This is a genomic window from Couchioplanes caeruleus, from assembly GCF_003751945.1.
GTDB classification, from domain to species: domain Bacteria; phylum Actinomycetota; class Actinomycetes; order Mycobacteriales; family Micromonosporaceae; genus Actinoplanes; species Actinoplanes caeruleus.
In genome coordinates this window covers 7,738,886-7,761,948 of the sequence record NZ_RJKL01000001.1, presented here as the reverse complement: position 1 = coordinate 7,761,948, position 23,063 = coordinate 7,738,886, and the positions used below count along the sequence as shown (strand labels likewise).

At 73.1% G+C, this 23,063-nt stretch carries 20 protein-coding genes and 1 pseudogene; 11 read left to right on the top strand and 10 right to left on the bottom strand.

Annotated elements, in window-relative coordinates; translation table 11 throughout:
* Positions 1–42 precede the first annotated feature (42 nt).
* The 4 genes from EDD30_RS34965 (at position 43) to EDD30_RS34950 (ending at position 7,054) form a co-directional block, all read left to right on the top strand.
* Positions 43–2,115, top strand: coding sequence for a multicopper oxidase family protein (locus EDD30_RS34965; RefSeq protein WP_084556019.1), 2,073 nt, complete (start codon positions 43–45; stop codon positions 2,113–2,115).
* A gap of 2 nt (positions 2,116–2,117) precedes the next feature.
* Positions 2,118–3,590, top strand: a complete 1,473-nt coding sequence (locus EDD30_RS34960; protein ID WP_071802697.1) for an MFS transporter — start codon at positions 2,118–2,120, stop codon at positions 3,588–3,590.
* A gap of 36 nt (positions 3,591–3,626) precedes the next feature.
* Entirely contained in the window at positions 3,627–5,216 is a 1,590-nt protein-coding gene (locus EDD30_RS34955; protein WP_071802696.1) for a multicopper oxidase family protein, read from the top strand.
* 356 nt (positions 5,217–5,572) lie between these two features.
* Entirely contained in the window at positions 5,573–7,054 is a 1,482-nt protein-coding gene (locus tag EDD30_RS34950) for a multicopper oxidase family protein (RefSeq protein ID WP_071802695.1), read from the top strand.
* 90 nt (positions 7,055–7,144) lie between these two features.
* Here EDD30_RS34950 and EDD30_RS34945 read toward each other — a convergent pair whose 3' ends face one another.
* Entirely contained in the window at positions 7,145–7,603 is a 459-nt protein-coding gene (locus EDD30_RS34945) for an anthrone oxygenase family protein (protein WP_084556016.1), read from the bottom strand.
* Positions 7,604–7,606: 3 nt separating this feature from the next.
* Positions 7,607–7,987 (bottom strand): SchA/CurD-like domain-containing protein, encoded by a 381-nt coding sequence (locus EDD30_RS34940; protein ID WP_071802694.1) that lies wholly within the window; start codon positions 7,985–7,987, stop codon positions 7,607–7,609.
* Positions 7,988–8,180: 193 nt separating this feature from the next.
* Here EDD30_RS34940 and EDD30_RS34935 point away from each other — a divergent pair, with 193 nt between their 5' ends.
* The 3 genes from EDD30_RS34935 to EDD30_RS34925 all read left to right on the top strand — a co-directional run bounded on the left by EDD30_RS34935 (position 8,181) and on the right by EDD30_RS34925 (position 10,518).
* A complete protein-coding gene (locus tag EDD30_RS34935; protein WP_143162515.1) occupies positions 8,181–9,059 on the top strand; it encodes a DUF6410 domain-containing protein in 879 nt (292 codons plus the stop codon).
* Positions 9,060–9,208: 149 nt separating this feature from the next.
* On the top strand, positions 9,209–9,739 hold the full coding sequence (locus EDD30_RS34930) for a SigE family RNA polymerase sigma factor (RefSeq protein WP_071802692.1): 531 nt from the start codon (positions 9,209–9,211) through the stop codon (positions 9,737–9,739).
* On the top strand, positions 9,736–10,518 hold the full coding sequence (locus EDD30_RS34925) for a hypothetical protein (RefSeq protein ID WP_123678682.1): 783 nt from the start codon (positions 9,736–9,738) through the stop codon (positions 10,516–10,518). Before EDD30_RS34930 ends, EDD30_RS34925 begins: the two co-directional genes overlap by 4 nt.
* A gap of 7 nt (positions 10,519–10,525) precedes the next feature.
* Here EDD30_RS34925 and EDD30_RS39605 read toward each other — a convergent pair whose 3' ends face one another.
* Entirely contained in the window at positions 10,526–10,690 is a 165-nt protein-coding gene (locus EDD30_RS39605) for a hypothetical protein (protein ID WP_170047327.1), read from the bottom strand.
* A gap of 103 nt (positions 10,691–10,793) precedes the next feature.
* Here EDD30_RS39605 and EDD30_RS34920 point away from each other — a divergent pair, with 103 nt between their 5' ends.
* The 4 genes from EDD30_RS34920 (at position 10,794) to ptsP (ending at position 15,747) form a co-directional block, all read left to right on the top strand.
* Positions 10,794–11,507: a DedA family protein gene (locus tag EDD30_RS34920; RefSeq protein WP_071806187.1), complete on the top strand. Its 714-nt coding sequence runs from the start codon at positions 10,794–10,796 to the stop codon at positions 11,505–11,507.
* Positions 11,508–11,608: 101 nt separating this feature from the next.
* The gene (gene dhaK / locus EDD30_RS34915) at positions 11,609–12,610 is read left to right on the top strand and encodes a dihydroxyacetone kinase subunit DhaK (protein ID WP_071806186.1); all 1,002 of its coding nucleotides are present in this window, start codon (positions 11,609–11,611) and stop codon (positions 12,608–12,610) included.
* Positions 12,565–13,260 (top strand): dihydroxyacetone kinase subunit DhaL, encoded by a 696-nt coding sequence (gene dhaL, locus EDD30_RS34910; RefSeq protein WP_244945513.1) that lies wholly within the window; start codon positions 12,565–12,567, stop codon positions 13,258–13,260. Before dhaK ends, dhaL begins: the two co-directional genes overlap by 46 nt.
* A complete protein-coding gene (gene ptsP, locus EDD30_RS34905; RefSeq protein WP_071806185.1) occupies positions 13,261–15,747 on the top strand; it encodes a phosphoenolpyruvate--protein phosphotransferase in 2,487 nt (828 codons plus the stop codon).
* Here ptsP and EDD30_RS34900 read toward each other — a convergent pair.
* The 7 genes and pseudogenes from EDD30_RS34900 to EDD30_RS39590 all read right to left on the bottom strand — a co-directional run bounded on the left by EDD30_RS34900 (position 15,721) and on the right by EDD30_RS39590 (position 23,000).
* Entirely contained in the window at positions 15,721–16,998 is a 1,278-nt protein-coding gene (locus tag EDD30_RS34900; RefSeq protein ID WP_170047325.1) for an MFS transporter, read from the bottom strand. The genes ptsP and EDD30_RS34900 overlap by 27 nt on opposite strands.
* Complete coding sequence (locus EDD30_RS39600; protein WP_071806184.1) at positions 16,995–17,819, bottom strand: formyltransferase family protein; 825 nt, start codon at positions 17,817–17,819, stop codon at positions 16,995–16,997. The genes EDD30_RS34900 and EDD30_RS39600 overlap by 4 nt, the downstream gene beginning before the upstream one ends.
* Positions 17,816–18,817 carry an acetyl-CoA carboxylase biotin carboxylase subunit family protein gene (locus EDD30_RS39595; RefSeq protein ID WP_170208302.1) on the bottom strand — a complete coding sequence of 334 codons (1,002 nt, stop codon included), beginning with the start codon at positions 18,815–18,817 and terminating at the stop codon, positions 17,816–17,818. The genes EDD30_RS39600 and EDD30_RS39595 overlap by 4 nt, the downstream gene beginning before the upstream one ends.
* Positions 18,818–18,984: 167 nt before the next feature.
* Positions 18,985–19,980: pseudogene (gene sbnB, locus EDD30_RS34890) on the bottom strand (2,3-diaminopropionate biosynthesis protein SbnB); the annotation flags it as partial.
* Positions 19,981–20,105: 125 nt separating this feature from the next.
* Complete coding sequence (locus EDD30_RS34885) at positions 20,106–20,657, bottom strand: GNAT family N-acetyltransferase (protein WP_071807575.1); 552 nt, start codon at positions 20,655–20,657, stop codon at positions 20,106–20,108.
* A gap of 122 nt (positions 20,658–20,779) precedes the next feature.
* Positions 20,780–22,717 carry a RiPP maturation radical SAM C-methyltransferase gene (locus EDD30_RS34880; protein ID WP_244945512.1) on the bottom strand — a complete coding sequence of 646 codons (1,938 nt, stop codon included), beginning with the start codon at positions 22,715–22,717 and terminating at the stop codon, positions 20,780–20,782.
* Positions 22,704–23,000, bottom strand: coding sequence for a hypothetical protein (locus EDD30_RS39590; protein ID WP_071804718.1), 297 nt, complete (start codon positions 22,998–23,000; stop codon positions 22,704–22,706). The genes EDD30_RS34880 and EDD30_RS39590 overlap by 14 nt, the downstream gene beginning before the upstream one ends.
* Positions 23,001–23,063 lie beyond the last annotated feature (63 nt).

The following is a 23,063-nucleotide window of genomic DNA, read 5'->3' as shown; positions in this document are numbered from 1 at the left end:
CCGGCCGCTTTCCATCATCACCAACCGAAAGGACAGTTTCCGATGTTCGAGGCCTGGCTGGGCGCCGACACCTCGGTCGGCGTCGCCCTCATCGTCCTCTGGGCGTGGGCTTCATGGTGGCTCGGGCGCCTGACGCACCGGACCGAGCGGAAGAAGACCGCGTCTCGCGGTATCGGGACGGCGGTGCTCCTGCTCGTCGCGGGCGTCCCGGCGCTGGCAAAGGCCGGGCTCATCGCGCTGTTCCTCTCGTACGGCTGGGAGTTCGGGGCGAACTACGTGGTGTTCGCCCTGCCGATGGTGATCGTCCCGGCCGTCCTCACGTACGTGTGGACGCTGCCCGCTCTGCTGCGCTGGCGCCGCGTGACCCGCCAGGGGAACGAGGCGGAGCTGTCGCGGACGGAGCGGGCCGCGCTGACGGATCTGAAGGTGGCCCTGCCACCGCGGCTGACCGCCATCGGCGGCGCGTTCGCGTTGTGGCTGGGCTTCTTCAAGCAACCGGTACCCGGGCTCGGTGACGACATCGCGCTCTACTACGGCCTGTTCCTGCTCGCGGCGGCGTGGCAGGTGGTCAAGCTGCGCCGCACCGCGGTGCGGATCGCCACCGGCACCCAGCCCGCCCTCGGCATCCGCGCCGCGCGGGCCGGCGCCGTGGTGGCCGCGTTCGCCGCGGTCACCGTGCTCGGGATCGTCTGGTCGGCCACCTCCAGCAAGCTGCCGGGCAGCTACAACATGACCGACCACGGGCACACCACGGCGGCCGGCGCGGGGCAGGGAAGCGGCGGCGTCACCCACGTGGCGCACGACACGCCGACCGGGCGCTCCATCACGGCGCTCACCGGGCCGCGCGACGGCAAGCCCGACAAGAAGTTCACGCTCACCGCGCGCAAGGCGCAGCTCACCCTGCCGGGTGGGGCGAAGATCGACGGCTGGACCTACAACGGCACGGTGCCGGGCCCGCTGCTGCGGGTCACCCAGAACGAGCTCGTCGAGGTCGAGCTCGTCAACCAGGACGTCGAGGCCGGTGTGTCGCTGCACTGGCACGGCGTCGACGTGCCCAACGCCGAGGACGGCGTCCCCGGGCTCACCCAGGACGCCGTCCCGCCCGGCGGCCGGCACGTCTACCGCTTCCGGTCGCCGGACGTCGGCTCATACTGGTACCACTCCCACCAGGTGTCCTCGGAGCAGGTCCGCGCCGGGCTCTACGGGGCCTTCATCGTCGACCCGCCCCAGGGCCCGGAGCCGGGGGTCACCGACATCCCCGTGGTGCTGCACACCTTCAAGGGCCAGGTCCAGACCATCAACGGGGTCGACCGGCTCGAGCGCACGACGATCGCGCCGGGCACCAAGGTGCGGCTACGGCTGATCAACACCGACAGCCTCTCGCGGACGTTCGCGCTGACCGGCACGCCGTTCCGGGTGGTGGGCATCGACGGCACGCCCGTCAACGGGCCCGGCGAGATCACCGGGAAGCTCCTCGAACTGGGCGGTGGCGCGCGCAACGACGTGGAGTTCACCATGCCGGCCACCCCGGTCCGGCTGGCCGCCACGAACTTCCCGGACAAGGGTGTGCTGTTCACTCCGGACGGTTCCGGCGACCTCGAGGCCGTCGTCACGGGCGACAAGCTCGACACCAACAGCTACGGTACGCCCGCGCCGACGCCGTTCGGACGCGACACCAAGCCCTCGCAGACCGTCGAGTGGGTCATGGACAACCACTTCGGCTTCTTCGACGGCGGCTTCCACATGGTGTTCACCGTCAACGGCAAGCTCTTCCCGGACGTCCCGGCGACCGTGGTGCGCGAGGGCGACATCGTGAAGGTGCGGTTCGTCAACCGCAGCTTCCTCGACCACCCCATGCACCTGCACGGCCACCACGTCCTGGTGCTCTCCCGCAACGACAAGCCCGCGTCGGGAAGCCCGCAGTGGCTCGACACGGTCCTCGTCCGTCCCGGGGAGACGGCCGAGGTCATGTTCCGGGCGGACAACCCCGGCCTCTGGATGGACCACTGCCACAACCTGGACCACGCCGCGATCGGCATGGTGATGCATCTCAGCTACGAGGGCTGGACCACGCCCTTCCAGGCCGGCACCGACACCCCGAACCAGCCGGAGTAGCCGTGACCACCGCACCGGCGCGGTCCCGGCACGACGAGGGCGGCGCGGCCGTGGAGCCGGGCGGCGCGGCCCGCCCCTGGCTGGTCCTGTCCGCCGTGCTCGCCGGCAGTTTCCTGCACACCTTCGACATGATGGTGATCAGCGTCGCCGTGCCGTCCATCCAGGAGGGTCTGGGGGCCGGCACCGCGGCGACGCAGTGGATGCTCGCCGGGTACACGCTGCCGTTCGCCCTGTTGCTGATCACCTTCGGCCGGCTCGGCGACGCGGTCGGCCGGCGCCGCATGATCCTGCTCGGCTCTCTCAGCTTCTCGGCCGCCTCGGCGCTGTGCGCCGTGGCGGCCGACCCGGCCGTACTCATCGCCGGCCGGGTCTGGCAGGGCGCCTCGGCGGCGGCGCTGACCCCCCAGGTCCTGCCCGTCATCGTGCTGCTGTTCGGCGGCAAGCGGCGCGGCGCCGCCCTCGGGGCCCAGGCGGGCGTGATCGCCCTCGCCACGGTCTCCGGCCCGCTGCTGGGCGGGCTGCTGCTCGCCGCCGACCTCGGCGGGCTGGGCTGGCGCACGATCTTCCTGCTCAACCTGCCCGTCGGCCTCTTCACCATCGTGGCGGTCCTGCGCTGGTATCCCCGCGCCGACACCGTGACGCCGGGGCGGCCGCGGCTCGACATGGGCAGCGTGGTCATGGCCAGCCTCGGCCTGCTGCTGCTGATCTTCCCGCTCGTGCAGGGCCCCGAGCTGGGCTGGTCCGCCGGGGTCTTCGCGCTGATGGCCCTCGCGGTCCCGGTGCTCCTCGCGACCGTACGGCGCCAGCTCCGCCGCTCCCGCGGCGGCCGCTATCCGCTGATCGCGATGAGCCTGTTCCGCCGGCGCAGCTTCGTCGCGGGCGGCATGGCCAACTTCCTGCTGATCGGCGGCGTGTCGTCGTTCTTCCTGGTCTTCGTCGTCTACCTGCAGAGCGGGCTCGACTATGCCCCCGAGCGGATCGGCATCGTCAGTGCCGCGTGGGCCATCGCCGCCGCCGTCGCGTCCGGTGCGACGGTGCCGCTCGCCCGCCGGGTGGGCCGGCCGATGCTGGTGGCGGGGGCGGCGTTGATGGCGGTGGCGATGGCGGCGCTCGGCCTGACCCTCGGCCTGCGCGGCGAAGAGACCTCCACCTGGATCATCTCCGGCCTCCTCGCCCTGGGCGGCCTGGGCCAGGGAATGCTGAGCCCGCCGCTCTACAACCTGACCGTCACCGACGTCCCGAAGGCGGACGTCGGCTCCGCGTCGGGCGTGTTCGGGATGCTCACGCAGGTCGGCGCCGCGCTCGGGGTGGCGATCGTCGGCGCGGTCTTCTACGGCCTGCTCGGCGGCGCGGACTCCGCGGCGCACTACACCCGGGCGATGGCGTTGACCCTCGTCTGCCACGTGGCCTGCTTCCTGGCCGTGGCGGTGATCCTGCAGCGCTTCCTGCCCCGGCCCGCGCGCCGGTCCACCTGACTTTCCCTACGACAAGTCCATACACGGGAGGATGAGATGTCACCCAGCAGAAGAACGGTGATCGGCGGTGTGATCGGCGGCGCGGCCGCCGCCGCGCTGCCGTTCGTCGCGTTCCGCGACCAACCCGGCAGCACCGAGGCCCGTGCCACGCCGGATCCCGGTTTCACCCGGATAGCGAACCAGGCGGCGCTGCCCGCCCAGTTCTCGCTGCCGTTGAAGTTCCCGCCCGTGCTGCGCCCGACCCGCACGGACGGCACCACCGACTACTACACCGTGACGGCCCGGGAGGCGAACCTCACCATCCTGCCCGGGATGAGCACCCGCGTCTTCAGTTACGAGGGCAGCTTCCCGGGGCCGACGATCGAGGCGCGCAGCGGCCGACGGGTCGTCGTCACCACCACCAACCAGCTCCCCGTCCCGACCGTCACGCACCTGCACGGCGGCCACACCCCGGCCGAGAGCGACGGCTACGCGACCGACCTGATCCTGCCGGTGGGCGGCTGGCCGGTGGCGCCCGCCCATCGCGGGCACTCCGGGCACGGCGCCGTCATGGCCGGGGCCGTGACCCAGGGCACGCGGGACTACGTCTATCCGAACCAGCAGCGCGCGGCCACCCTCTGGTACCACGACCACCGCATGGACTTCACCGGCCCGCAGGTGTGGCGCGGGCTGGCGGGCTTCTACATCGTGCGCGACGGCGTCGACGACGCGCTGCCGCTGCCGGACGGCGACCGCGAGCTCCCGCTGATGATCATGGACCGGTCGTTCGACGCGAACGGGCAGTTCACCTATCCGTCCGCGGACCCGACGCTGCACCAGCCCGGCCTGACCGTCAACCCGAACGGCGTGCAGGGCGACGTCATCCTGGTCAACGGCGTGCCGTGGCCGTTCCACGAGGTCAAGCAGGCGAAGTATCGGCTGCGCCTGCTCAACGCCTCCAACGCGCGCCGCTACCGGGTCTCGCTCAGCCCGGACCCCTCGGGCGGCGGCGAGCCGTTCACGCAGATCGGCAGCGACGGCGGCCTGCTCGCCGCGCCTCAGCCGATGTCGTCGATCTACATGGTCCCGGGCGAGCGCTTCGACGTCATCGTCGACTTCAGCAAGTACGCCGCGGGCACCAAGGTGGTCATGACGAACTCGTTGGGCGACGGCTCCACCAAGCAGGTGATGCAGTTCCGGGTGACGGGCCCCGCGTCGGACAGCTCGCAGATCCCCGCCCAGCTCTCCACCGTGGAACGGCTGGACCCGGCCCGGGCCGTACGGACGCGGACCTTCAACCTGCTCAGCACCCGCCGTGACGGCAAAGAGGTCCACGTCATCAACGACCGGATGTTCTCGACCGACCACATCATGGCGGACCCCCGGCTCGGCACGATCGAGATCTGGGAGTTCCGCTCCTCGACCCACCATCCCGTACACGTCCACCTGAACCCGTTCCAGGTGATCGGGCGCGGTGGCGGCCTGGAGCCGGAGGACGCCGGCTGGAAGGACACCGTACGGCTGACGCCCAACAACACCGTGCGCGTCGTCATGCGCTTCGACGACTATGCCGGCAAGTACATGCTGCACTGCCACAACCTCGAGCACGAGGACATGGCGATGATGGCCAACTTCCAGGTCTCCTGACCTCCTCCCACACAGAAGCGTGCGGTGCCGGGCTACCGGCACCGCACGCTTCTGTTTCCGGGGGTTTCAGTAAAGACTTCCATCATCATGCCCGCCAATATCATCCGGCGCATCGGGCGGCGGATTCACATCCCGGTACATCCGCGGTAGCAACCATTGAGAGAAAAGTACATCCCGAGATGTACGCCCGATTGCCTCAACGGCGCCGAAGCGACTCTGACCTGCGGGTTTGCAATCACCCCACCGCCTGCGGCATACATCGGAGGCATGATTTCGCGCCGCCCGGCGGAAGGTCGGGAAACCTAGGGGAAATCACCGGATGGGCCGTCCCGCACACCCGTGCCACAATCGTCCTCGTGAAGCGTAGAAGTGTCCTTTCCCTGGCCGCCCTCTCCGGCGTGAGCGCCGTTCTGGGCGCCTGTTCGTCGACATCCGAGCAGAACGGCGGCGGTGGTGGCTCCGCCTTCACCAACCGGCTGCGGGTCCCGCCCCTGGCCAAGCCCGAGACCGGTACGGACGGCGTGAAGACGTTCGCCCTGACCCTGCAGGCCGGCGGCCGTTCGGAGTTCCTGGCGGGCAAGACCACCGACACCTGGGGCATCAACGGCGCCTACCTCGGGCCGACGGTGCGCGCGTCGCGAGGCGACAAGGTGCGGATGAAGGTCACCAACCGCCTCGCCGAGACCAGCACGCTGCACTGGCACGGGATGCGCCTGCCCGCCAAGATGGACGGCGGTCCACACCAGATGATCGAGCCGGGCGCCACCTGGACGCCCGAATGGACCATCGACCAGCCGGGCATGACCTCGTGGTTCCACCCCCACCTGCACGAGAAGACCGCCATGCACGTCTACCGCGGGCTGGCCGGCCTCTTCCTCATCGACGACCCCGACGGTCCGGAACTACCCCACGAGTACGGCGTGGACGACGTGCCGCTCATCATCCAGGACAAGAAGTTCTCCGGCGACGGCCAGCTCGACACCTTCCGCGTCGACGGAGGCACCTTCGGCATGCTGGGCGACACCATCCTGGTCAACGGCACCTACGACCCGTTCCTCGACGTGAAGACCGAACTCGTGCGCTTCCGTCTGCTCAACGCGTCCAACGCCCGCGTCTACCGGGTGGGCTTCGCCGACAACCGCCAGTTCCACGTGGTCGGCAACGACGCCGGCCCCCTGGAGAAGCCGGCCGCCGTCGACCGGGTCAAGATCAGCCCGGGTGAGCGGTACGAGATCGTGGTCCGCTTCGCCCCCGGCGAGACCGTCGTCATGGACAGCAAGGGCGAGGACCGGCAGAAGGCCAACGACATCGAGGAGGACGACTTCCGGCTCCTCAAGATCGTCGCGGCGGCGAAGCCGGCCCCCTCCCGCGCGCTGCCGGCGACACTCGGCGGCACTGCCACCGTGGCGCCGCCGGCCGGCGTGCGGGTCCGCACGTTCTCCCTGTCCGGCTCCGAGATCAACGACAAGGACATGGACATGAACCGCATCGACGAGGTCGTTCCCGCCGGTGCCCTGGAGATCTGGGAGCTCGACAACACCACGTACGCGCACAACTTCCACATCCACGAGGTGGCATTCCGCGTCCTCGATGTCAACGGCGCGCCGCCGCCGGCGTACCAGGCCGGCCCGAAGGACACGGTGTTCGTGCCGAAGAAGGCCAAGGTGCGGCTGGCGGTCCAGTTCGGCGGCTTCACCGATCCGGTCTCGCCGTACATGTTCCACTGCCACATCCTGCGCCACGAGGACAAAGGCATGATGGGCCAGTTCGTCGTCGTCGAGCCCGGCACCGAGGCGAAGGTGCCCCTGGTGCTCGCCGGCGGCCACCACCACGGCTGAACGCACGACGGTGGGCCCGGCGCTGCCGGGCCCACCGTCGTATCGCGGTCGGTTCAGATCGCGGTCGGTTCAGGTCGAGGCCGGCTCCGATCAGCCGGCGGCGATCGCCGCGGCATTGGCGACCAGCGCGCCGATCGCGCAGGAGGTCCGCAACAGATGCCACCGGCGCCACAGCGGACGAGGGTCGTCCCAGTCGACCGGCATGTGGTCCGGGTCGAGGGCCCGCATCTGCCTGTTGATGGGGACGTTCGCGAAGTGCGAGACCACCGAGACCGCCACGAGCAGGGCCGCGGCGGTGGCGTACAGCGGGCCCGCGCCCCGCGGTTGCGGCGCCATCACCGCCAGCACGATGTCGACGAGCATCGTGCTGAGCACGAGGATCGGCATCGTCGGGTCCCAGTTGCGCCCGAGCAGCTTCTGGGCGTAGATGTAGCGCCCCGGCGGCATCGCGATCAGCGCGGGCAGCGTGCTCAGTGCGACGGCGAAGAGCACGCCCGCCACGATCCCGCTGCCCACCAGGGCGGCGACCTGCAGTGCCTGCGCCAGCACGGCTCAGCCGGCCGTGCTCAGGCGGGTCTGACCGAGGTGGCTGACGCACCGCATGACGCTGGCGGTGAACGTCCGCACGAAACCCTCCACCGTGGCCGTGTCGCGCGGCTTGGCGAGATAGGGAACGATCTTGCGTTCGAACTCGCGGACCCCCGGCTGCTCGGCCATGAACCGGGCCACGCTCTCGATGTCGCCCTCGAACTCGATGAAGCGCACCATCGTGTCCTCCTTGAGGAACACCGCGGTCCCCACGATGCGCGCCACCTCGGCGCCGCCGTCGTCGCGCACGGACGGGGAGGCCGGACGCCGGTAGTCCGTGAAGATCGCGGCGATCTCGTCCTCGAAGCCCGCCTTGATGTCGTACCTGATCGCGGCAATAGGCATGCCTGCTACTCCTCGGTGATGGTGACGGATCTCCCGGGCACGCTGTCAACCTCGCGTCGACGAGGGCTGGAAATCGGCTCGAGCACCGTGGCGCGATCCGCCGTCGAGCCCGCCTCGACGGCTGTTCCAGCCGGCCGGAGGAGCCTGCGGGCGAGAAGGTAGGCAGCGAATCGCTTGGGGAAGGGTGGAAGCCGTGCGTGAAACCATGTTCACCGCGCAGCCGGAACGCGTCATCGGACGCGACGCGGGACCGGGCGGACGGGCGTTCCGCGTCCTGGCCGGCGCCACCGGGCTCGTGCCGATCATCGTCAAGCTGGACAGCGTCGGAGCCGTCCTCGCCGGGCTCGCCTGGCTGGTGGTGGTCGCGACGATCTTCGTCGGCATCGTCGCCCTGCTGCGGCCGTGGCTCGACGGCAGCCGGGAGCGCGTGCTGAGCCCGTGGACGGGCAGTGCGATCCTGCTGCTGCCGCTGATGGCGTACCCGTTCGGCCTGATCCCGGAGGGTCCGGCGGTCGGCGTCCGGCTGTTCACCGACGGCTCGGTGATGCTGGCCGGCCTGATCGGCTACGGCGGCCTGGAGATGGCGGTGCTGGCCACCCTGGTGCTGCGCGTGCGGCCGCGGCTCTACAGCCAGTACAACGTCGTCGACCTCGTCGAGAACGCGCCGGAGCGCGCCCAGCGCCGGCCGCTCGCGCGGGCCGCCTCGACCCTCGGCATCCTCGCCTTCTCCTGGTACTGGATCGTGCCCAACCTCGTGGTCAAGGGCAGCCCGCTGCACGGTGCGAAGGAGCCGACCGAGCAACTCGACGGCATGGTGGCGCTCGTGCTCGTCGCGGTCGCGCTGCTGCTGCTGGCGGCCCGCGTCAGCACCACCACGGGACGCACGGCCTGGGCGCTCACCGCCCTGCTGGTCCTCTTCGCCGCCGGCGCGGCGGTCGGCGCGATGCCCGACGCGCTGTACGCGGTCATCATCCTGGCCGGCATCGTCGTCGCGGTGGCCGCCGTGGTGCGGCCCGGGACCCCCCGGCCGAGCCGGCCGCAACCCGGCCTCGGCACCCGCGAACGCGTCTGACCCCGCCCCGGGTGATTGCTCCCCTATCCCACCGGATCGGCGACCGGCCCGGTCGTGGCCGGGTTGCCCGGTCCGGCGGGGGCCCTCTACCGTCATCGCGGCCGGCCGGCACATCCGTCGCCCGGCCGCGAGGGCCGGAGGTGGTGGGGATGTCCGACGACGCGTCGGCCTTCCACGCGTTCTTCGAGCGCCACCACGCCGAGCTGGCCCGCCTCGCCTACCTGATGACAGGCGAGGCCTCCGCCGCCGACGACCTGGCCGCCGACGCGCTGACCGAGGTGTGGCGGCACTGGTCGCGGGTGGCGGCGGCCGACGATCCGGCCGCGTACGCCCGCGGGATCGTGGCCAACCTGACCCGCCACTGGGTGCGCCGCCGGGTCCGCGAGCGACACGGGCTGCTCGGGCTCACCCTGCTCGGCGCGACCCGCCGTGACCCGGAGCCGGACGTACCCGCGGTGCTGGACGTGCGCCGCGCGCTGAGCCGGCTCCCCCACCGCCGCCGCGCCTGCGTGGTGCTGCGATATTCGTTCGACCTGTCGGAGAGTGAGGTCGCGAAGACGCTGGGCATTTCGGTCGGCGCGGTGAAGAGCCAGACCTCGCGCGGCGCACGGCAGCTCGCGGAACTGCTCGGCGGCTCGGCCGCGGCGGCACACCACGGCGGTTGGGAGGCGGCACGGTGAACGACCAACTGTCGGAGGACGAGCTGCGTACCCTGCTGGGCCGCGCGGCCCAGCAGCACCGGCCGGACCGGACCGCGATGCTCAACCGGATCGCGCAGCGGCGGGCCGGCCTGCCGGTCGCCGGCCGCCGTCCCCGCCAGGCCGTGCGGATGGCGGGCGCCGCGCTGGCCGTGGCGGCCGTGCTCGGCGTCGGCGGGGTCGCCCGGTGGGCGCTGTCCGGCGACGGCGACCGTGACACCGCACCCGCCGCCACGCCCGCGACCTCGCCCGCCGTCACCCCATCCGCCGCTCCCACCATCGCGTCACCGGCACCCCGGCCGAGCACCGCGGCGCCGAGGCCCTCGTCGGCCGCGACGACGAAGCCCCCGGCCAGCACGCCACCCGGCCACACCCAGGTGGAGCAGGGACCGCTGTGGTCCGACGGGTCCGTCCGGGCCGGCGGCGACAATGCCGCGCGCAGCGAGATCACCCTCAAGCTGGGCGAACCGGTCACCGCTCTCACGATCACCGTACGGGTGAAGCGGACGCGCGGCTTCAGCGACCAGGGCGCGGTCCACGACGTCACCACGGCGAGGATCGACAGCCAGGTGATCCAGGAGCCGGACGTCCTGACCTACCGCTTCACCCTGGCCGCGGGCGCCACCCTGGGCACGGGCACGCACGTCTTCGCCGCCAAGTACGGGCACGGCGGTGGCCGCAGCGCCGGCGACGACACGTACCGGGCGACCGCGACCACCGCCGACGGCGAGAAGCTGACCGTGCACGGCGACTTCCACTGAGCAAACCTCACCTCAGGGTGATCCCGGAGGCGACGCAGGAGACACCGTCGGGCTTCGCGCCGACCCGCTTCGGTTCGCCGCGGATCACGCCCTTGAAGCTGGCGCAGATCACCGTGGGGTCGCCGCCGCGGCTTGCGGACGCGAACCGCGGGTCATTGGTTGTCTCATCCATCTGTTCCTTCCGTGGCCCGAGTCACGTAGGGGGCGCCGTCTCAGGGGCGTATGGGTGGATGGCCCGATGGTGCCGGGACGGCGTGCTGACCAGGCTGAGGGGTGTGATCGCCGACTTGCAGAGCGCCGCGTCCGCCTTCGTCGACTGGCTCAGTACCCTCGACCTCGGGGCGGTTCTGCTCGTCACCGCCTTGTCGAGTGCCGTCGAGACCACCTTTCTGCTCGGACTCTTCGTTCCCGGGGAGTCCGTGGTGACGCTGGCCGGGTCGCTGCCGCGCGGGCCCGGCGGGTTCGTGCTGGCCGTCGCCGCTGGTACGGCCGGGGCGATGGCGGGTCAGATCGCCGGTTACGCGGTCGGCCGGCTTCTCGGGCCCCGGCTGCGCGAGACGCGCCTGGGCCGGCGGATCGGTGCCGAGCGGTGGGATCGGGCGGAGGCCTTCCTGCGGGACCGGGGCGCGGCGGCGCTGGTGGCCGTGCGCTTCGTCGCCGTGATCCACGCGGTCGTGCCGATCGTCGCGGGGACCGCACGGATGCCGTTCGGGCGGTTCGTCGGCTGGTCGGCGCTGGGTACGACCGTCTGGGTGAGCGCCTTCGCGGCGGTGGGGGCGCTCAGTGCCGGGGGTTCCTCGGGCGGTACGAGCGTGGTGCTCACCGCCGTCGGTGCCACCTGCCTGGGCGTCGTGCCGTTCGCCGGCCGGCTGGTGCGGCGGACCGCTGTGGCGCGCCGGACCACGCCGGCGCGGCGCAAGCAGGACCGTACCGGCTTGGCCGAGGCGGGGACGCCCTGGCTCGAGGGAAGCGGGACCGCCCTGGCGTGACGGAAGGGGCCGCGCTTCGCAGATGGCGACGGGGAGCGGGGACCGGCGTAACTTGTGGGAAGCAGGTCGTCCCTCCAGCCTTTGCGGTGAGGAGTCCCACGATGAACAAACTCATCAACGACCCGGCGAATGTCGTCTCCGACGCCCTCCGCGGCATCGCCGCCGCCCATCCGGAACTGCACGTCGATCACGAGAACCAGATCGTCCGCCGTGGCGATGCGCCGGTGCGCGGCAAGGTCGGGCTGGTCTCCGGGGGCGGTTCGGGTCACGAGCCGCTGCATGCCGGCTTCGTCGGTCCCGGCATGCTCGACGCCGCCTGTGCGGGTGAGGTCTTCACCTCGCCCGTACCCGATCAGATCGTGGCCGCCACCACCGCGGTGGATGGCGGCGCGGGTGTGTTGCACGTGGTCAAGAACTACACCGGCGACGTCATGAACTTCGAGATGGCGGCCGAGCTCGCCGAGGCCGAGACCGGCGTCGCGGTGGTCGCGGTGGTCACCGACGACGACGTGGCCGTGCAGGACAGTCTCTACACGGCCGGGCGCCGCGGGGTCGGCGTGACCGTCCTGCTGGAGAAGATCGCCGGTGCCGCCGCCGACCAGGGCAGGCCGCTGGCCGAGGTCGCCGACGTGGCGCGCCGGGTGAACGCGAACGGCCGCAGCATGGGCGTCGCGCTGACCTCCTGCACGGTCCCGGCCGCCGGCAAGCCCACGTTCGACCTGCCCGACGGCCAGATGGAGCTGGGCATCGGCATCCACGGGGAGCCGGGCCGCCGCCGCGTGCCGGCCGCACCGGCCGCGGAGATCGCCGAGATGCTGCTCACCCCGATCCTGGCCGACCTGGACTTCACCGGCGGCTCCGGCGTGATCGCCTTCGTCAACGGCATGGGCGCCACCCCGCAGCTCGAGCTGTACCTGATGTACCACGAGGTGGCGGAGATCCTGGGCAAGGCCGGGATCACCGTCGCGCGCTCGCTCGTCGGCTCGTACATCACCAGCCTGGACATGGCCGGTTGCTCGGTGACGCTGCTCCGGGCCGATGACGACATCCTGCGGCTGTGGGACGCGCCGGTGCGTACGCCGGCGCTGCGGTGGGGGGCCTGACCGCCATGACCGCCACGGTGGACACCGCGGCGCTCACCGCGTGGCTGCAGGAGTTCGCCCGGGAGATCTCGGCCGGCAAGGACCTCCTGACCCGGCTCGACTCGGCGATCGGCGACGCCGACCACGGGGTCAACATGGACCGTGGCATGACCGCGGTGCTCGCGGCGACCCGCGACGAGACGCCCGCCACCCCGGCGGAGCTGCTCAAGCGCACCGGGATGACGCTGGTCAGCCGGGTCGGCGGCGCCAGCGGGCCGCTGTACGGCACGGCGTTCCTGCGCATGGCGACGGCGGCCGGCGACGCCGGGAGCCTGGACGCGCGCGGTTTCGCCAAGGTCTTGCGGGCGGGCCTCGACGGTGTCGTCGCGCGCGGTAAGGCCGAGGCCGGCGACAAGACGATGTATGACGCGCTCGCCCCGGCGGTGGACGCGCTCGACGCGGCGCTGGACGCCGGACAGGGGCTGGACGAGGCCCTGCGCGCCGCGGTCCGGGCCGCCGAGGAGGGCCGCGACGCCACCACGGCGATGATCGCCCGCAAGGGTCGCGCCAGCTATCTCGGCGAGCGCAGCGCCGGTCACCAGGACCCGGGAGCCACCTCGGTGACGATGCTGATGACGGCCGCGGCGACGGCGCTGCCCGGCGAGGCCTGAGTGGTCGGGCTGGTGGTGGTCTGCCACAGCCGCGCCCTGGCCCGGGCCGCCGTGGATCTGGCGGCGGAGATGGTGCGGGACAGCCCGGTGCCGATCGAGATCGCCGCCGGGCTGGACGAGACGACCTTCGGCACCGACGCCGTCGCCGTCACGGAGGCCGTCGCCGCCGCGGACCACGGCGACGGCGTGGTCGTGCTCATGGATCTGGGCAGCGCCGTGCTCTCCGCCGAGCTCGCCCTGGACCTGCTCGACGACGACCGGCGCTCGCGCATCGTGCTCTGCGCCGCCCCGCTCGTCGAGGGTCTCGTCGCCGCGGCGGTCGCCGCGGCCGGCGGGGCCGGCCGCCCGGAGGTCGCCGCCGAAGCCACGAACGCGCTGGCGGGCAAGCTTTCCCACCTCGCCCCGGCGGACGCGCCCGGAGAGGCGTCCCTGGGTGATGGCCCGTCGAGCACCGTCACGGTGACCAACCGCCACGGTCTGCACGCGCGGCCCGCCGCGCGGCTCGTCGCGACGGCACGGGCCTTCGAGGCCCGGGTGGAGGTCCGTAACCGCAGCACCGGATCGCCGTGGGTCCCCGCGACGAGTCTCACCCGGATCGCGACGCTCGCCGTCGGTGAAGGACAGGATCTGGACATCCGCGCGTCGGGCCCGCAGGCCCGCGAGGCCGTCGCTCACGTGGTGGCGCTCGCCGGACGCTCCTTCGACGACACTCCCGGCGACGCCTCGACCGCGCCGCCGCGGACGGACACCGCGCCGCCGCGGACGAAGACCGCGCTGCCGCGGCCGCCCGGCCATGCGGCCGCCGGGGTGACGGCGGGGCGGCCTGCCTCCGCCGGGGTGGGGATCGGGCCCGCGCGGCACGCCGATGACGCCGTACCGGATATGCCCGAGGTCGCTTCCCGGGGGCCGGACGAGGAGTGGCACCGGATCGAGGACGCGATGGCCGCGGTCCGACGCGACCTGCACCGGCTGCGGGCGAGCACGGCCCGCGATGCCGGCGAGCACCACGCGGCGATCTTCGACGCCCACCTCCTGCTGCTCGACGACGCGGATCTGCTGGCCGACGTCCGGTCACGGATCGCGGACGGCTCCCCCGCACCGCAGGCGTGGCACGCCGCCACGGAGCGGGTCGCCACCGGCATCGAGGCAGTGCCCGACCCGTACCTGCGGGCACGTGCCATCGACGTCCGCGCGGTCGGCCGCCAGATGATCCGCATGCTGGTGGGCGTCCCGGGAGCGACGAAAGTGGAGGACGGCGTGCTGATCGCCGCCGATCTCGCACCGGGCGACGCGGCCGAGCTCGACCCCCGGGTCGCCGGTGTGCTGCTCGCCTTCGGCAGTCCCGCGGCGCACGGGGCGATCCTCGCGCGGACCCGTGGCATCCCGATGGTCACCGGTGTGGGCCCGGCCGTGCTCGACGTCGCGCCGGGCACTCAGGTGGCGCTGGACGGTGCGACCGGTGAGGTGGTGGTCGCCCCGGACGACGCGGTGCTGGCCTCGTTCCGGCGGCGGGCCGGTGAACAGGCGAGCCGCCGGGCGCGTGCCGCCGCTTGCGCGACCGCCCCGGCGGTGACCCGGGACGGCACGACCGTCGCCGTGGGTGCGAACGTGGGATCGGTCGCGGACGCCCGCGCCGCTGTAGCGCGCGGGGCCGACCTGGTCGGGCTCATCCGCACCGAGTTCCTGTTCCTCGGTCGCGACACCGCACCGGACACCGGCGAGCAGGAGGCCGCCTACCGGGAGATCGCCGAGGCGTTCGGCGGGCGCCGGATCACCGTACGCACGCTGGACGTCGGCGGGGACAAGCCGCTGCCGTACGTTGCGGCGGCCGGGGAGGACAACCCGTTCCTGGGCGTCCGTGGCATCCGGCACTCGCTGGCGCATCCGGCGCTGCTCGCGGATCAGCTCCTCGCGATCGCCCTGGTCGCCCGCGCCGCGCCGGTGAGCGTCATGTTCCCCATGGTCAGCACGGTCGCCGAGCTGGTCCACGCCCGCCGGATGCTCACCGAGGCGATCGCCCGGGCCGGTGGTGACGAAGGCGGGCTCCGGGTCGGGCTGATGATGGAGGTTCCGGCCGCCGCGCTCAAGGCTGCGGCGTTCGCACCGTACGCCGACTTCTTCAGCGTCGGCACCAACGACCTCACCCAGTACGCACTGGCCGCCGAGCGGGGCAACGCCGCCGTGGCGGCGCTTGCGGACGGCCTGGACCCGGGCGTGCTGCGGCTGATCGACGCGGTGTGCCGCGGTGCCGGCGGCCGCGTCGCCGTGTCGGTGTGCGGGGAACTGGCCGGCGACGAGGCGGCGGTCCCGCTGCTGCTGGGCTACGGCGTCCGGGAGCTGAGCGTGGCGCCGCGGGCGGTTCCCGTGGTCAAAGAGGCCGTCCGCGCCGCGGGCCTGGACCACGCGACCAAGCTCGCCGCCCGGGCGCTGCAGCTCGAGGACGCCGCGGCCGTGCGCGACCTAGCCGCGAACGCTCCGCACCGGTGAGAGCGCCAGCAGCAGCGGCGTGAGCAGCAGGCCCATCCCGGCGATCACCATGGCCTCGCGCAGCCCGACCCACTGGCCGAGCGCGCCGCCGAGGAGCGCGCCGGCCGGCATGGCGATCCAGGCCAGCAGGCGCATCGGGGCGGCGGCCCGGGCGAGCAGATGGTCCGGCGCGAGGGCCCGGCGCAGGCTGATCAGGGCCACGGTGAACGCCGGGCAGCCGAACGCGAAGATCGGATAGGCGAGGCTGAGCCAGGCCAACCGTACCTGCGGCGAGCCGCTCGCCAGCCCCAGCAGCAGGGCACCGCCGCCGGTGACACCGGCGCTGATCACGAGGGCCGGGCCGAGCCCGAAGCGCCGGGCGAGGCCGGGGCCGGACGCCACGCCGAGCAGCGCGCCGATGCCGGCGATGCCGAGCAGGATCCCGATCATCGCCGCGCTCAGGTGCAGCGTACGGACCAGATACAGCAGCACGACGGCCAGCAGCGCATGGGTGAACAGGTGGGATACGGCCGACGCGATCGCGGTCCACCGCAGCAACGGGTGGCGCCGGACGACGGCCAGCCCGGCACCCAGGTGCGGCCACACCCGCGGTCGTCCGGCCGCCGGTGCCGGCTCCGGTTCGCGGATCCGGACGCCGGCCATCAGCGCCGCGGCGACGACGGAGCAGACCGCGTCGGCCAGCAGCGCCAGCGGGGCGGTGACGGCCTGGATCAGGGCGCCGCCCGCCGACGGGCCGGCCATGCCGGTGGCGGTCCGGCTCACCTCGAGCCGGCCGTTCGCCTCGACCAGCCGCGGGCCGGCCAGCACGGGCAGGATCTCCCGCGCCGCGACGGCGGAGAACAGCGCCAGGGTACCGGCCGCGAACGCCACCGCGTACAACTGCTCGACGGTGAGCAGGCCCAGCGCCGCCGCCGCCGGCACCCAGACCAGCACCACGGCGCGGGCCAGGGCGGTGAGGACCAGCACCGGCCGGCGGGAGCAGCGGACCACCCAGCCGTCGGCGAGCGGTCCGAACGCCAGGAAGGGCAGCCGGCCCGCGGCCGCGAGAATCCCGGCCTGCCACGCCTGGACGTCCAGGACCAGGATGCCGGCGAGCGGGATCGCCAGGCAGCTCACCTGGCCGCCCGCCATCGACAGGGTCTGGCCGGTCCAGAACGCCAGGAAGTTCCGGTCATGCCGCAGCCGCCGCGGTGGCCATCCCAACGCCGGCGCCGTGTCCGTCCCGGAGGTTGCCTCGGGGACGGACGTCATCGCATCGCTCCCTCGAGGGACGACGCCCGCCGCTCGCCGATGCAGTCCCGCGACGGTCCCGCGGTGCGCAGGCATCGGCGAAGGAAATAGCGCAGGTCGTGGGCCGGCCCGCGGTCACGGATCCGGTACGTGCGCCCGACCGGCGGCTGGGCGTACGACGGGAGCTCGCCCCCGCGTTCGAGGATCTCGAGCCAGCCGGCGAGGCGGTGGATGGCGAGCAGGTCGGCGCGGCAGTTGAGCTGCTCCGGCAGTTCGTCGCCGCGCACCTGCGGGCGTACCACCTCGATCAGCTCGCCGGTGTCGACGTCCGGGTCGGCCCGGTGGATGGTCGCGCCGATCCGGTCGAAGCGCCGGTCGTACACCGCGAAGAAGAAGCCGTGGTCACCACGGTAATAGGGCAGGAATCCATCATGCACATTGATCACGAGCGGGCCCGCGGCGGCGAGCGTCGCCCTCGACAGCGCGGAACACCCGATGATCACCACGACGTCGACGAAGACCGCCCGCAGCGCGTCGACGACGGCGTCCTCGTTGACCGAGCGCACCCGCAGGCGCCGGGGGCCGGGATCCGCCCACAGCTCGGGAGTGTGCGCGAAGTACTGGCGGCGGTACGCGTCCTTGCCGGTGAGCGCCCGGCGGCAGCGGTGGTAGAGATGATAGAACCAGTCCCGGTAGCGACCGTGCCGGCGCAGCGCGGCGGCCCGGGCGGCCTCCGGCTCGACGACCACCAGCGCGAGGTCGAAGCGGCCGGCGAGCAGCGACTCGAGATACCGGTGGTGGTGGTCGTCGGCGCGGATGAGCGCGAGGCGCAGCGGCGTCACAGCGCACCGCCCGGCACCGCCGAGGGCCTCGAGGGCCAGCCGGCCAGCCGCTCCACGGCCGAGCGCGCCCCCCACGACGCGCTCGCACGGTCGTCCGCGACGGTGACGACCGCACCGTCCATCCCCGGGCGCACCGAGACCAGGCCGGGCAGGTCGACCCAGGCGGCGTCCGCCCGGGCCGGGGCGCCCCGCAGGTCCGCCCGGCGCAGGCAGGCATGCCGGCGTGCGTGGTGGGGAGCAGGGCGGTGCGGCGGCGGGAGCGCGGCCGAGACGGCGGCCCGCACCGCGCCGAGGATCACGTCGTGCCCGGTCGCCAGCTCGATCACCGAGGCGATGCAGCCGTCGATCCGTCCGGGCGCCAGACTCTCGACGGACACCCGGCGGCCGGCGGCGTGCAGGATCACCTCGGCGGGGCCGCGGGTCAGCCCCGCCGCGTCGAGCGCGGCGCGGGCATGGGCCCGGAGCCTGCGGGCGTGCCAGCCCTGCGCGCTGCCGGGACAGTCGTAGTCGCGGCCGCGCCCGTCGGCGGTGACGTCCTCGGCGATGCCGATGACCTGACCGTCCTGCGCCTGGGCCACGTAGCGGGACACCGCCCGGCCGGGCTCCGGCGTGACCGCGGTCCGCCGGCCGGCGACGAAGCCGGCGGACCGGGCCACCGCACCCGGATCGGGATTCCGGGCGCCGAGCAGCGCCGCCACCCGGGCCGTCGTGTCCGACAGGCCGGGGCCGTCGCCCACCAGGAGTGCCGGGGCGATCGCCCGGCTACCCGCGGGGGCGAACGCGGTGGCGATGCTGGCGGGGTCCAGGCCGGACGCGGGCCGCAGCGACCAGCCGTCGGCGGCCAGGCGGGCCAGGCAGCGTTCGTCGGTGCTGACCGCGAGGGTACGCAGGCCCAGCGCCCGGCCGGCCCGCACCGTACGCCGCGCGCAGGAACTCGCGTCCCCGGCGATCGTCCACTCCCCCGCGATGAGGCCGAGCCAGCCGATCGGGGCGCTCATGCCGGCACCGCCCCGGTGAGCCGCTCGCCGACGCCGGCCTCGCCGGGCGCGGCGAAGTCCGCGTCCCGGTCCTCACCGGTCCGGCCGCCGACCCCGTCCACGCCGGCAGGACCGGGAGGAACGTCGGCACGACCGGATAAAAAATCGGCGCGGCCGGGAAGGAACTCGTCACGGGCCGGGAGGAAGTCGTCGATCCGGATGCCCCGGTTCGCCCGCAGCGCGCGGTCCCGGGCGAACCGGGCCACGGCGAGGTCGAGGATGCCCAGCCCGGAGGGTGAGAAGATGGTGGTGCGCCGGGGATCGCGGATGCCCGTCGTCCCCGCCAGCAGCAGGTCGCCCAGGTTCGCCGTGATGAAGGACCGGTTTCCGGACAGCCGTTCGGCCCGCTCCAGCGAGGTGTCCGCCCGGCAGACGTGGTCGGCGTCGTCGACCACGTTCACCGCGGCGAGCACGCCCTCCGGCGTCACGTCCCGCAACGAGGTGTGCAGGACCAGCGCGCCCGGCCGCAGCGTCCGCGAGTCGAGGTACGGCGTCGCCGCGGTGGTGGCGATCGCCACCAGGCTGGCGGCGGCCAGCGCCCGGCCGCGGTCCGGCTCGAACCGGACGCGCATCGACGGCAGCTCCCGTGCGACCCGCGCCGCGAACGCCCCTGCCCGCTCGCGCCGCAGGTCGTGCACGGTGACCTCATGGAGATCCGGATGCACCACATGCAGGAATCGCAGTGTCTCGAAGGTCACGACGCCGCAGCCCACCAGCGTGACTCCGGCCGCGTCCTGCCCCGTGCCCAGCGCCGACGCGGCGAGCGCGGCGCTCGCCGCCGTACGCCGGGCCGAGATGAGCGACCCCTCCAGCAGCGCCTCCGGGCGTCCGGTGGAGGTCGAGTTCAGGATGATCGCGGCCGACGCCCGCTCCCCGCCCCGCTCGATGTTGTCCGGAAAGGACGCGATCCAGGTGACGCCGGCCGTGGGGCCGGCGCCGCCGAGGTAGGCGGGCAGCGCCATCGCGCCGTCCCGGGGCTGGTCCGGCAGACGCAGGAAGGCCGAGTGCGGCACGGCCGTGACGCCCTGCGAATGCAGGATGTACGCCCGTCGGACGGCGTCGAGGATGCTGACCTCGTGGCCGTCGAGGACGGATCTCACGTCCTGGTGGGTCAGTACGAGCACGGTGTCCCCCGTTGCCGCTGCCGGCACGCCCTGCGGCGTGAACTGCGGGATTCATCCTGTGCGACGGGGGTGGAACGAGCGCTGGAACGCCGGCTGGAAGCCCCGCTGACCGGGGCCCTTCCCGCTCAGTCGCCGGCGTCGGTGCGCAGGTCGGGGCGGAGCAATCCGTACATCAGCATGTCCCGCCACTCGCCCTCGCGGAAGCGGGCGCCACGCAGGAGGCCCTCGCGGCGGAAGCCGATCTTCTCCAGCGCCAGTTGCTCGGCGACGTTGTCCGCGTCGGTCTGCGCCTCCAGCCGGAAGGCGAGGGTGCAGTCGAACAGATGGCGCACCATCTCCCGCTGCGCCGCGGTGCCCAGGCCGCGTCCCCGGTATTCCGGCAGCAGCGCGAGGCCGATCTCGTAGCAGCCGCCGGGCGGACCGCCGCGGTCCTTCGCCTCCCAGCTCGCGATGCCCAGGACCGTGTCGGGGCCCAGTTCGGGGTCGTCGCCGACCACGGCGAGCGCCGACGAGTCGGCGCCGACGTACCCGTCCTTCTCCCACCGGCGGCGCCGCGCCCGGGGGTCGCGGAAGCCGGCCCAGACGTAGCGCCCGGTGACGCTCGGATCGGAACCCAGCCGTTCGAGAAAGGGCAGGTCCTGTTCGGAGAAGGGCCGCAGGGCCACGTGATCGTCCATTGCCACCTCGGGGATTCGGTCGCGGGTCACAGCATCATCGGCCATCGCACGGGCGCGGGGGAACCGCAGAACGGTGCGATGCGCCGTCCGTCCCGCCGATCAGGGCCGCGGGGGCGGGTGCGTCACCGGGTCGCCCCCGCCGGGAGCGCCAGGGCGAGGGCGGCCGTGCCGTCGAGGAACATCAGGCCACGCTCGGCGAAGCCGGCGAACGCCTCCCGGACGGCGTCGAGCGGCAGGCGCCCGCCGAGGCGCTCGCGCACGGCGGCGGCCGAGATCGGGCGGTCGACACAAGTGAGGTATATCTCGGCAAGATCTCCCTCGAACGTGTACGTGCCCTCGCTTCCGGGGTGCCGGCCGTCGTAGATCTGCAGGAAGCCGGGCGCCGAGAAGTAGATGAGGGCGGGCGGCTCGGGACGCTCCCACGCCGCCTGCCACTCCTCGACGGCCGCGCGCAAGCCGGCGTACGCCTCCGCGGGCAGCGGGTCGGCGAGCTCGTACTCGAAGAAGTACGCGAGCCGGAGAAGGTCGTAGGCCTGCGGATAGACGTAGCGGTACCCACGCTCGGGCCGGCGCGTCCGCACGCCGGAGCCGGGCTCGGTGAACAGCGGGCTGAACCGTTCCAGCCAGACCCGCCCGGCGCCCACCGGGGGCCGCAGGTGCACCAGATGCGGCACGATCGCGGCCTGCTCCCGATAGTCCTCGGCGGACTCGCCCGGGAAGCCCCACAGGACGTTCCAGGAGATCGTGATGCCGTAGTGCTGGCCCCAGCGCAGCACGTTGACGTTCTGCCCGGCGCGGACGCCCTTGCGCATCAGGGCGAGCACCCGGGTACTGAGCGACTCGATGCCGGGCTGCAGATGGGTCACGCCGCCCTGGCGCAGCAGTTTGAGCTGCTCCCGGCTCAGGTTGGCCTTGACCTCGTAGAAGATGTCGTACGTCGTGCCGGAGGCGGCCAGCTCGGGGAAGAGCCCGGTCAGGTACGAGGTGTCCACGATGTTGTCCACCGCCTCGAAGCGGAAGCTGCGGTAGCGTCGCGCCTGGGCGGCCAGCTCGGCGGACACGCGCGGCGCCGACTTGGCGCGGAAGCTCATGGTCGAGCCGTTGAGCCCGCAGAACGTGCAGTGGTGCTTCGCGCCCCACCAGCACCCGCGTGCCGACTCGAAGGGGATGCGGATGGTGCGGAGCCCGGCGCGCGGCTGCAGCCCCAGCGCCTCCGCCCGGGCGAAGTACTCGTCGTAGTCGGGCAGCGGAGACTCGTCGAGGCGGCCGTACGGCGCTCGCCCGGGGGCCGCCGACACCCCGCCGGCGGTGCGGCGGGCGACGCCGGGGACCGTGCCCGGGTCGGCGCCGGTGGCGAGGGCGGCCAGCAGCTCGGGCAGGGCCACGTCGCCCTCGCCGATCACGGCGTAGTCGATGCACGGGGTGCGGCGCACGTACTCGAGTCCCATCTCGTCCTCGAAGTTGGCGCCGCCGAAGACCGTGACGAGCCGGGGGAACCGCTGCTTCAGCCGCCGGGCCAGCGCGAAGGAGGCCGCGTTCTGCTGGAACGTGCAGGTGAATCCGACGACGCCGGCCTCGTCCCAGTCGAAGCCGCTCACCAGGGCGTCGAGGTAGGCCGGGACGTCGTGGTCGCGGATGTGCAGCAGCAGCTTGCGGGCGTCGTCGGCGCTGAGGCCCGGCAGGCCGACCTCGTCCGCGAAGTCGTCGAGCAGGGCGCCGTCCGGATCCGGTGCCGCGTCGCCGAAGGCCGCGCGGGAGAAGAGCCAGTCGCCGATCATCAGCCCCCGGTCCTCGCACAGCGCGTGGTAGGTGTCGGCACCGATCCGGGCGGCGAAGTCGAGGTTGGCGTGCAGCGTACGGGCGTCGTAGCCGTGGCCGGCCGCGACGGCCTTGAGCAGGCCGAGCTGGATGGAGGGCCGGTCGGCCATCATGAACGGCATCGAGACCAGCACCACAGGCCGGGCGGCGCGCTGCGCCGCGCTCGGACCGTCGGCCGCCGGTCCGAGCGGGCGCAGCGCGATCGGCTCGCGCCTCGCAGGCTTCTGGTTAGTGGGGATCACAGATGATCGGAGCCAGGTCTGTCCGCACCGGTGTCACGGCGCCGGCGGTGAACGACAACTGGAACTGTTCGCGGATCGTGGTCACCGACTCGTCGGCCGCGATCCGTGGCGCCTGACAGGCGCGGACGGTCGTGCCGACCTCGGTGACGATGGCCGGCGGCTCCGCGGCGGTCGCCGCGGAGGCGGCCACCGGAGTGCCCAGCAGGGCACCGACGGCGAGTCCTCCGATGATGGCACCCGACCCCCCGCGGGTCGATCTCGGTGCACCGGTCTTGTCGGACATCTCTTTCCTTTCGCTGGTCGCCTCGTCCCGGTCCCGGACGACGGCACCCGACCCGGACCGTCG

Excerpts from the sequence above, each read along its gene's own strand:
- EDD30_RS34965 (WP_084556019.1), top strand. The coding sequence starts at position 43 with ATGTTCGAGGCCTGGCTGGGCGCCGACACCTCGGTCGGCGTCGCCCTC.
- EDD30_RS34955 (WP_071802696.1), top strand. The coding sequence starts at position 3,627 with ATGTCACCCAGCAGAAGAACGGTGATCGGCGGTGTGATCGGCGGCGCG.
- EDD30_RS34940 (WP_071802694.1), bottom strand. The coding sequence starts at position 7,987 with ATGCCTATTGCCGCGATCAGGTACGACATCAAGGCGGGCTTCGAGGAC.
- EDD30_RS34930 (WP_071802692.1), top strand. The coding sequence starts at position 9,209 with ATGTCCGACGACGCGTCGGCCTTCCACGCGTTCTTCGAGCGCCACCAC.
- EDD30_RS39605 (WP_170047327.1), bottom strand. The coding sequence starts at position 10,690 with ATGGATGAGACAACCAATGACCCGCGGTTCGCGTCCGCAAGCCGCGGC.
- dhaK (WP_071806186.1), top strand. The coding sequence starts at position 11,609 with ATGAACAAACTCATCAACGACCCGGCGAATGTCGTCTCCGACGCCCTC.
- EDD30_RS34900 (WP_170047325.1), bottom strand. The coding sequence starts at position 16,998 with ATGACGTCCGTCCCCGAGGCAACCTCCGGGACGGACACGGCGCCGGCG.
- EDD30_RS39595 (WP_170208302.1), bottom strand. The coding sequence starts at position 18,817 with ATGAGCGCCCCGATCGGCTGGCTCGGCCTCATCGCGGGGGAGTGGACG.
- EDD30_RS34885 (WP_071807575.1), bottom strand. The coding sequence starts at position 20,657 with ATGGACGATCACGTGGCCCTGCGGCCCTTCTCCGAACAGGACCTGCCC.
- EDD30_RS39590 (WP_071804718.1), bottom strand. The coding sequence starts at position 23,000 with ATGTCCGACAAGACCGGTGCACCGAGATCGACCCGCGGGGGGTCGGGT.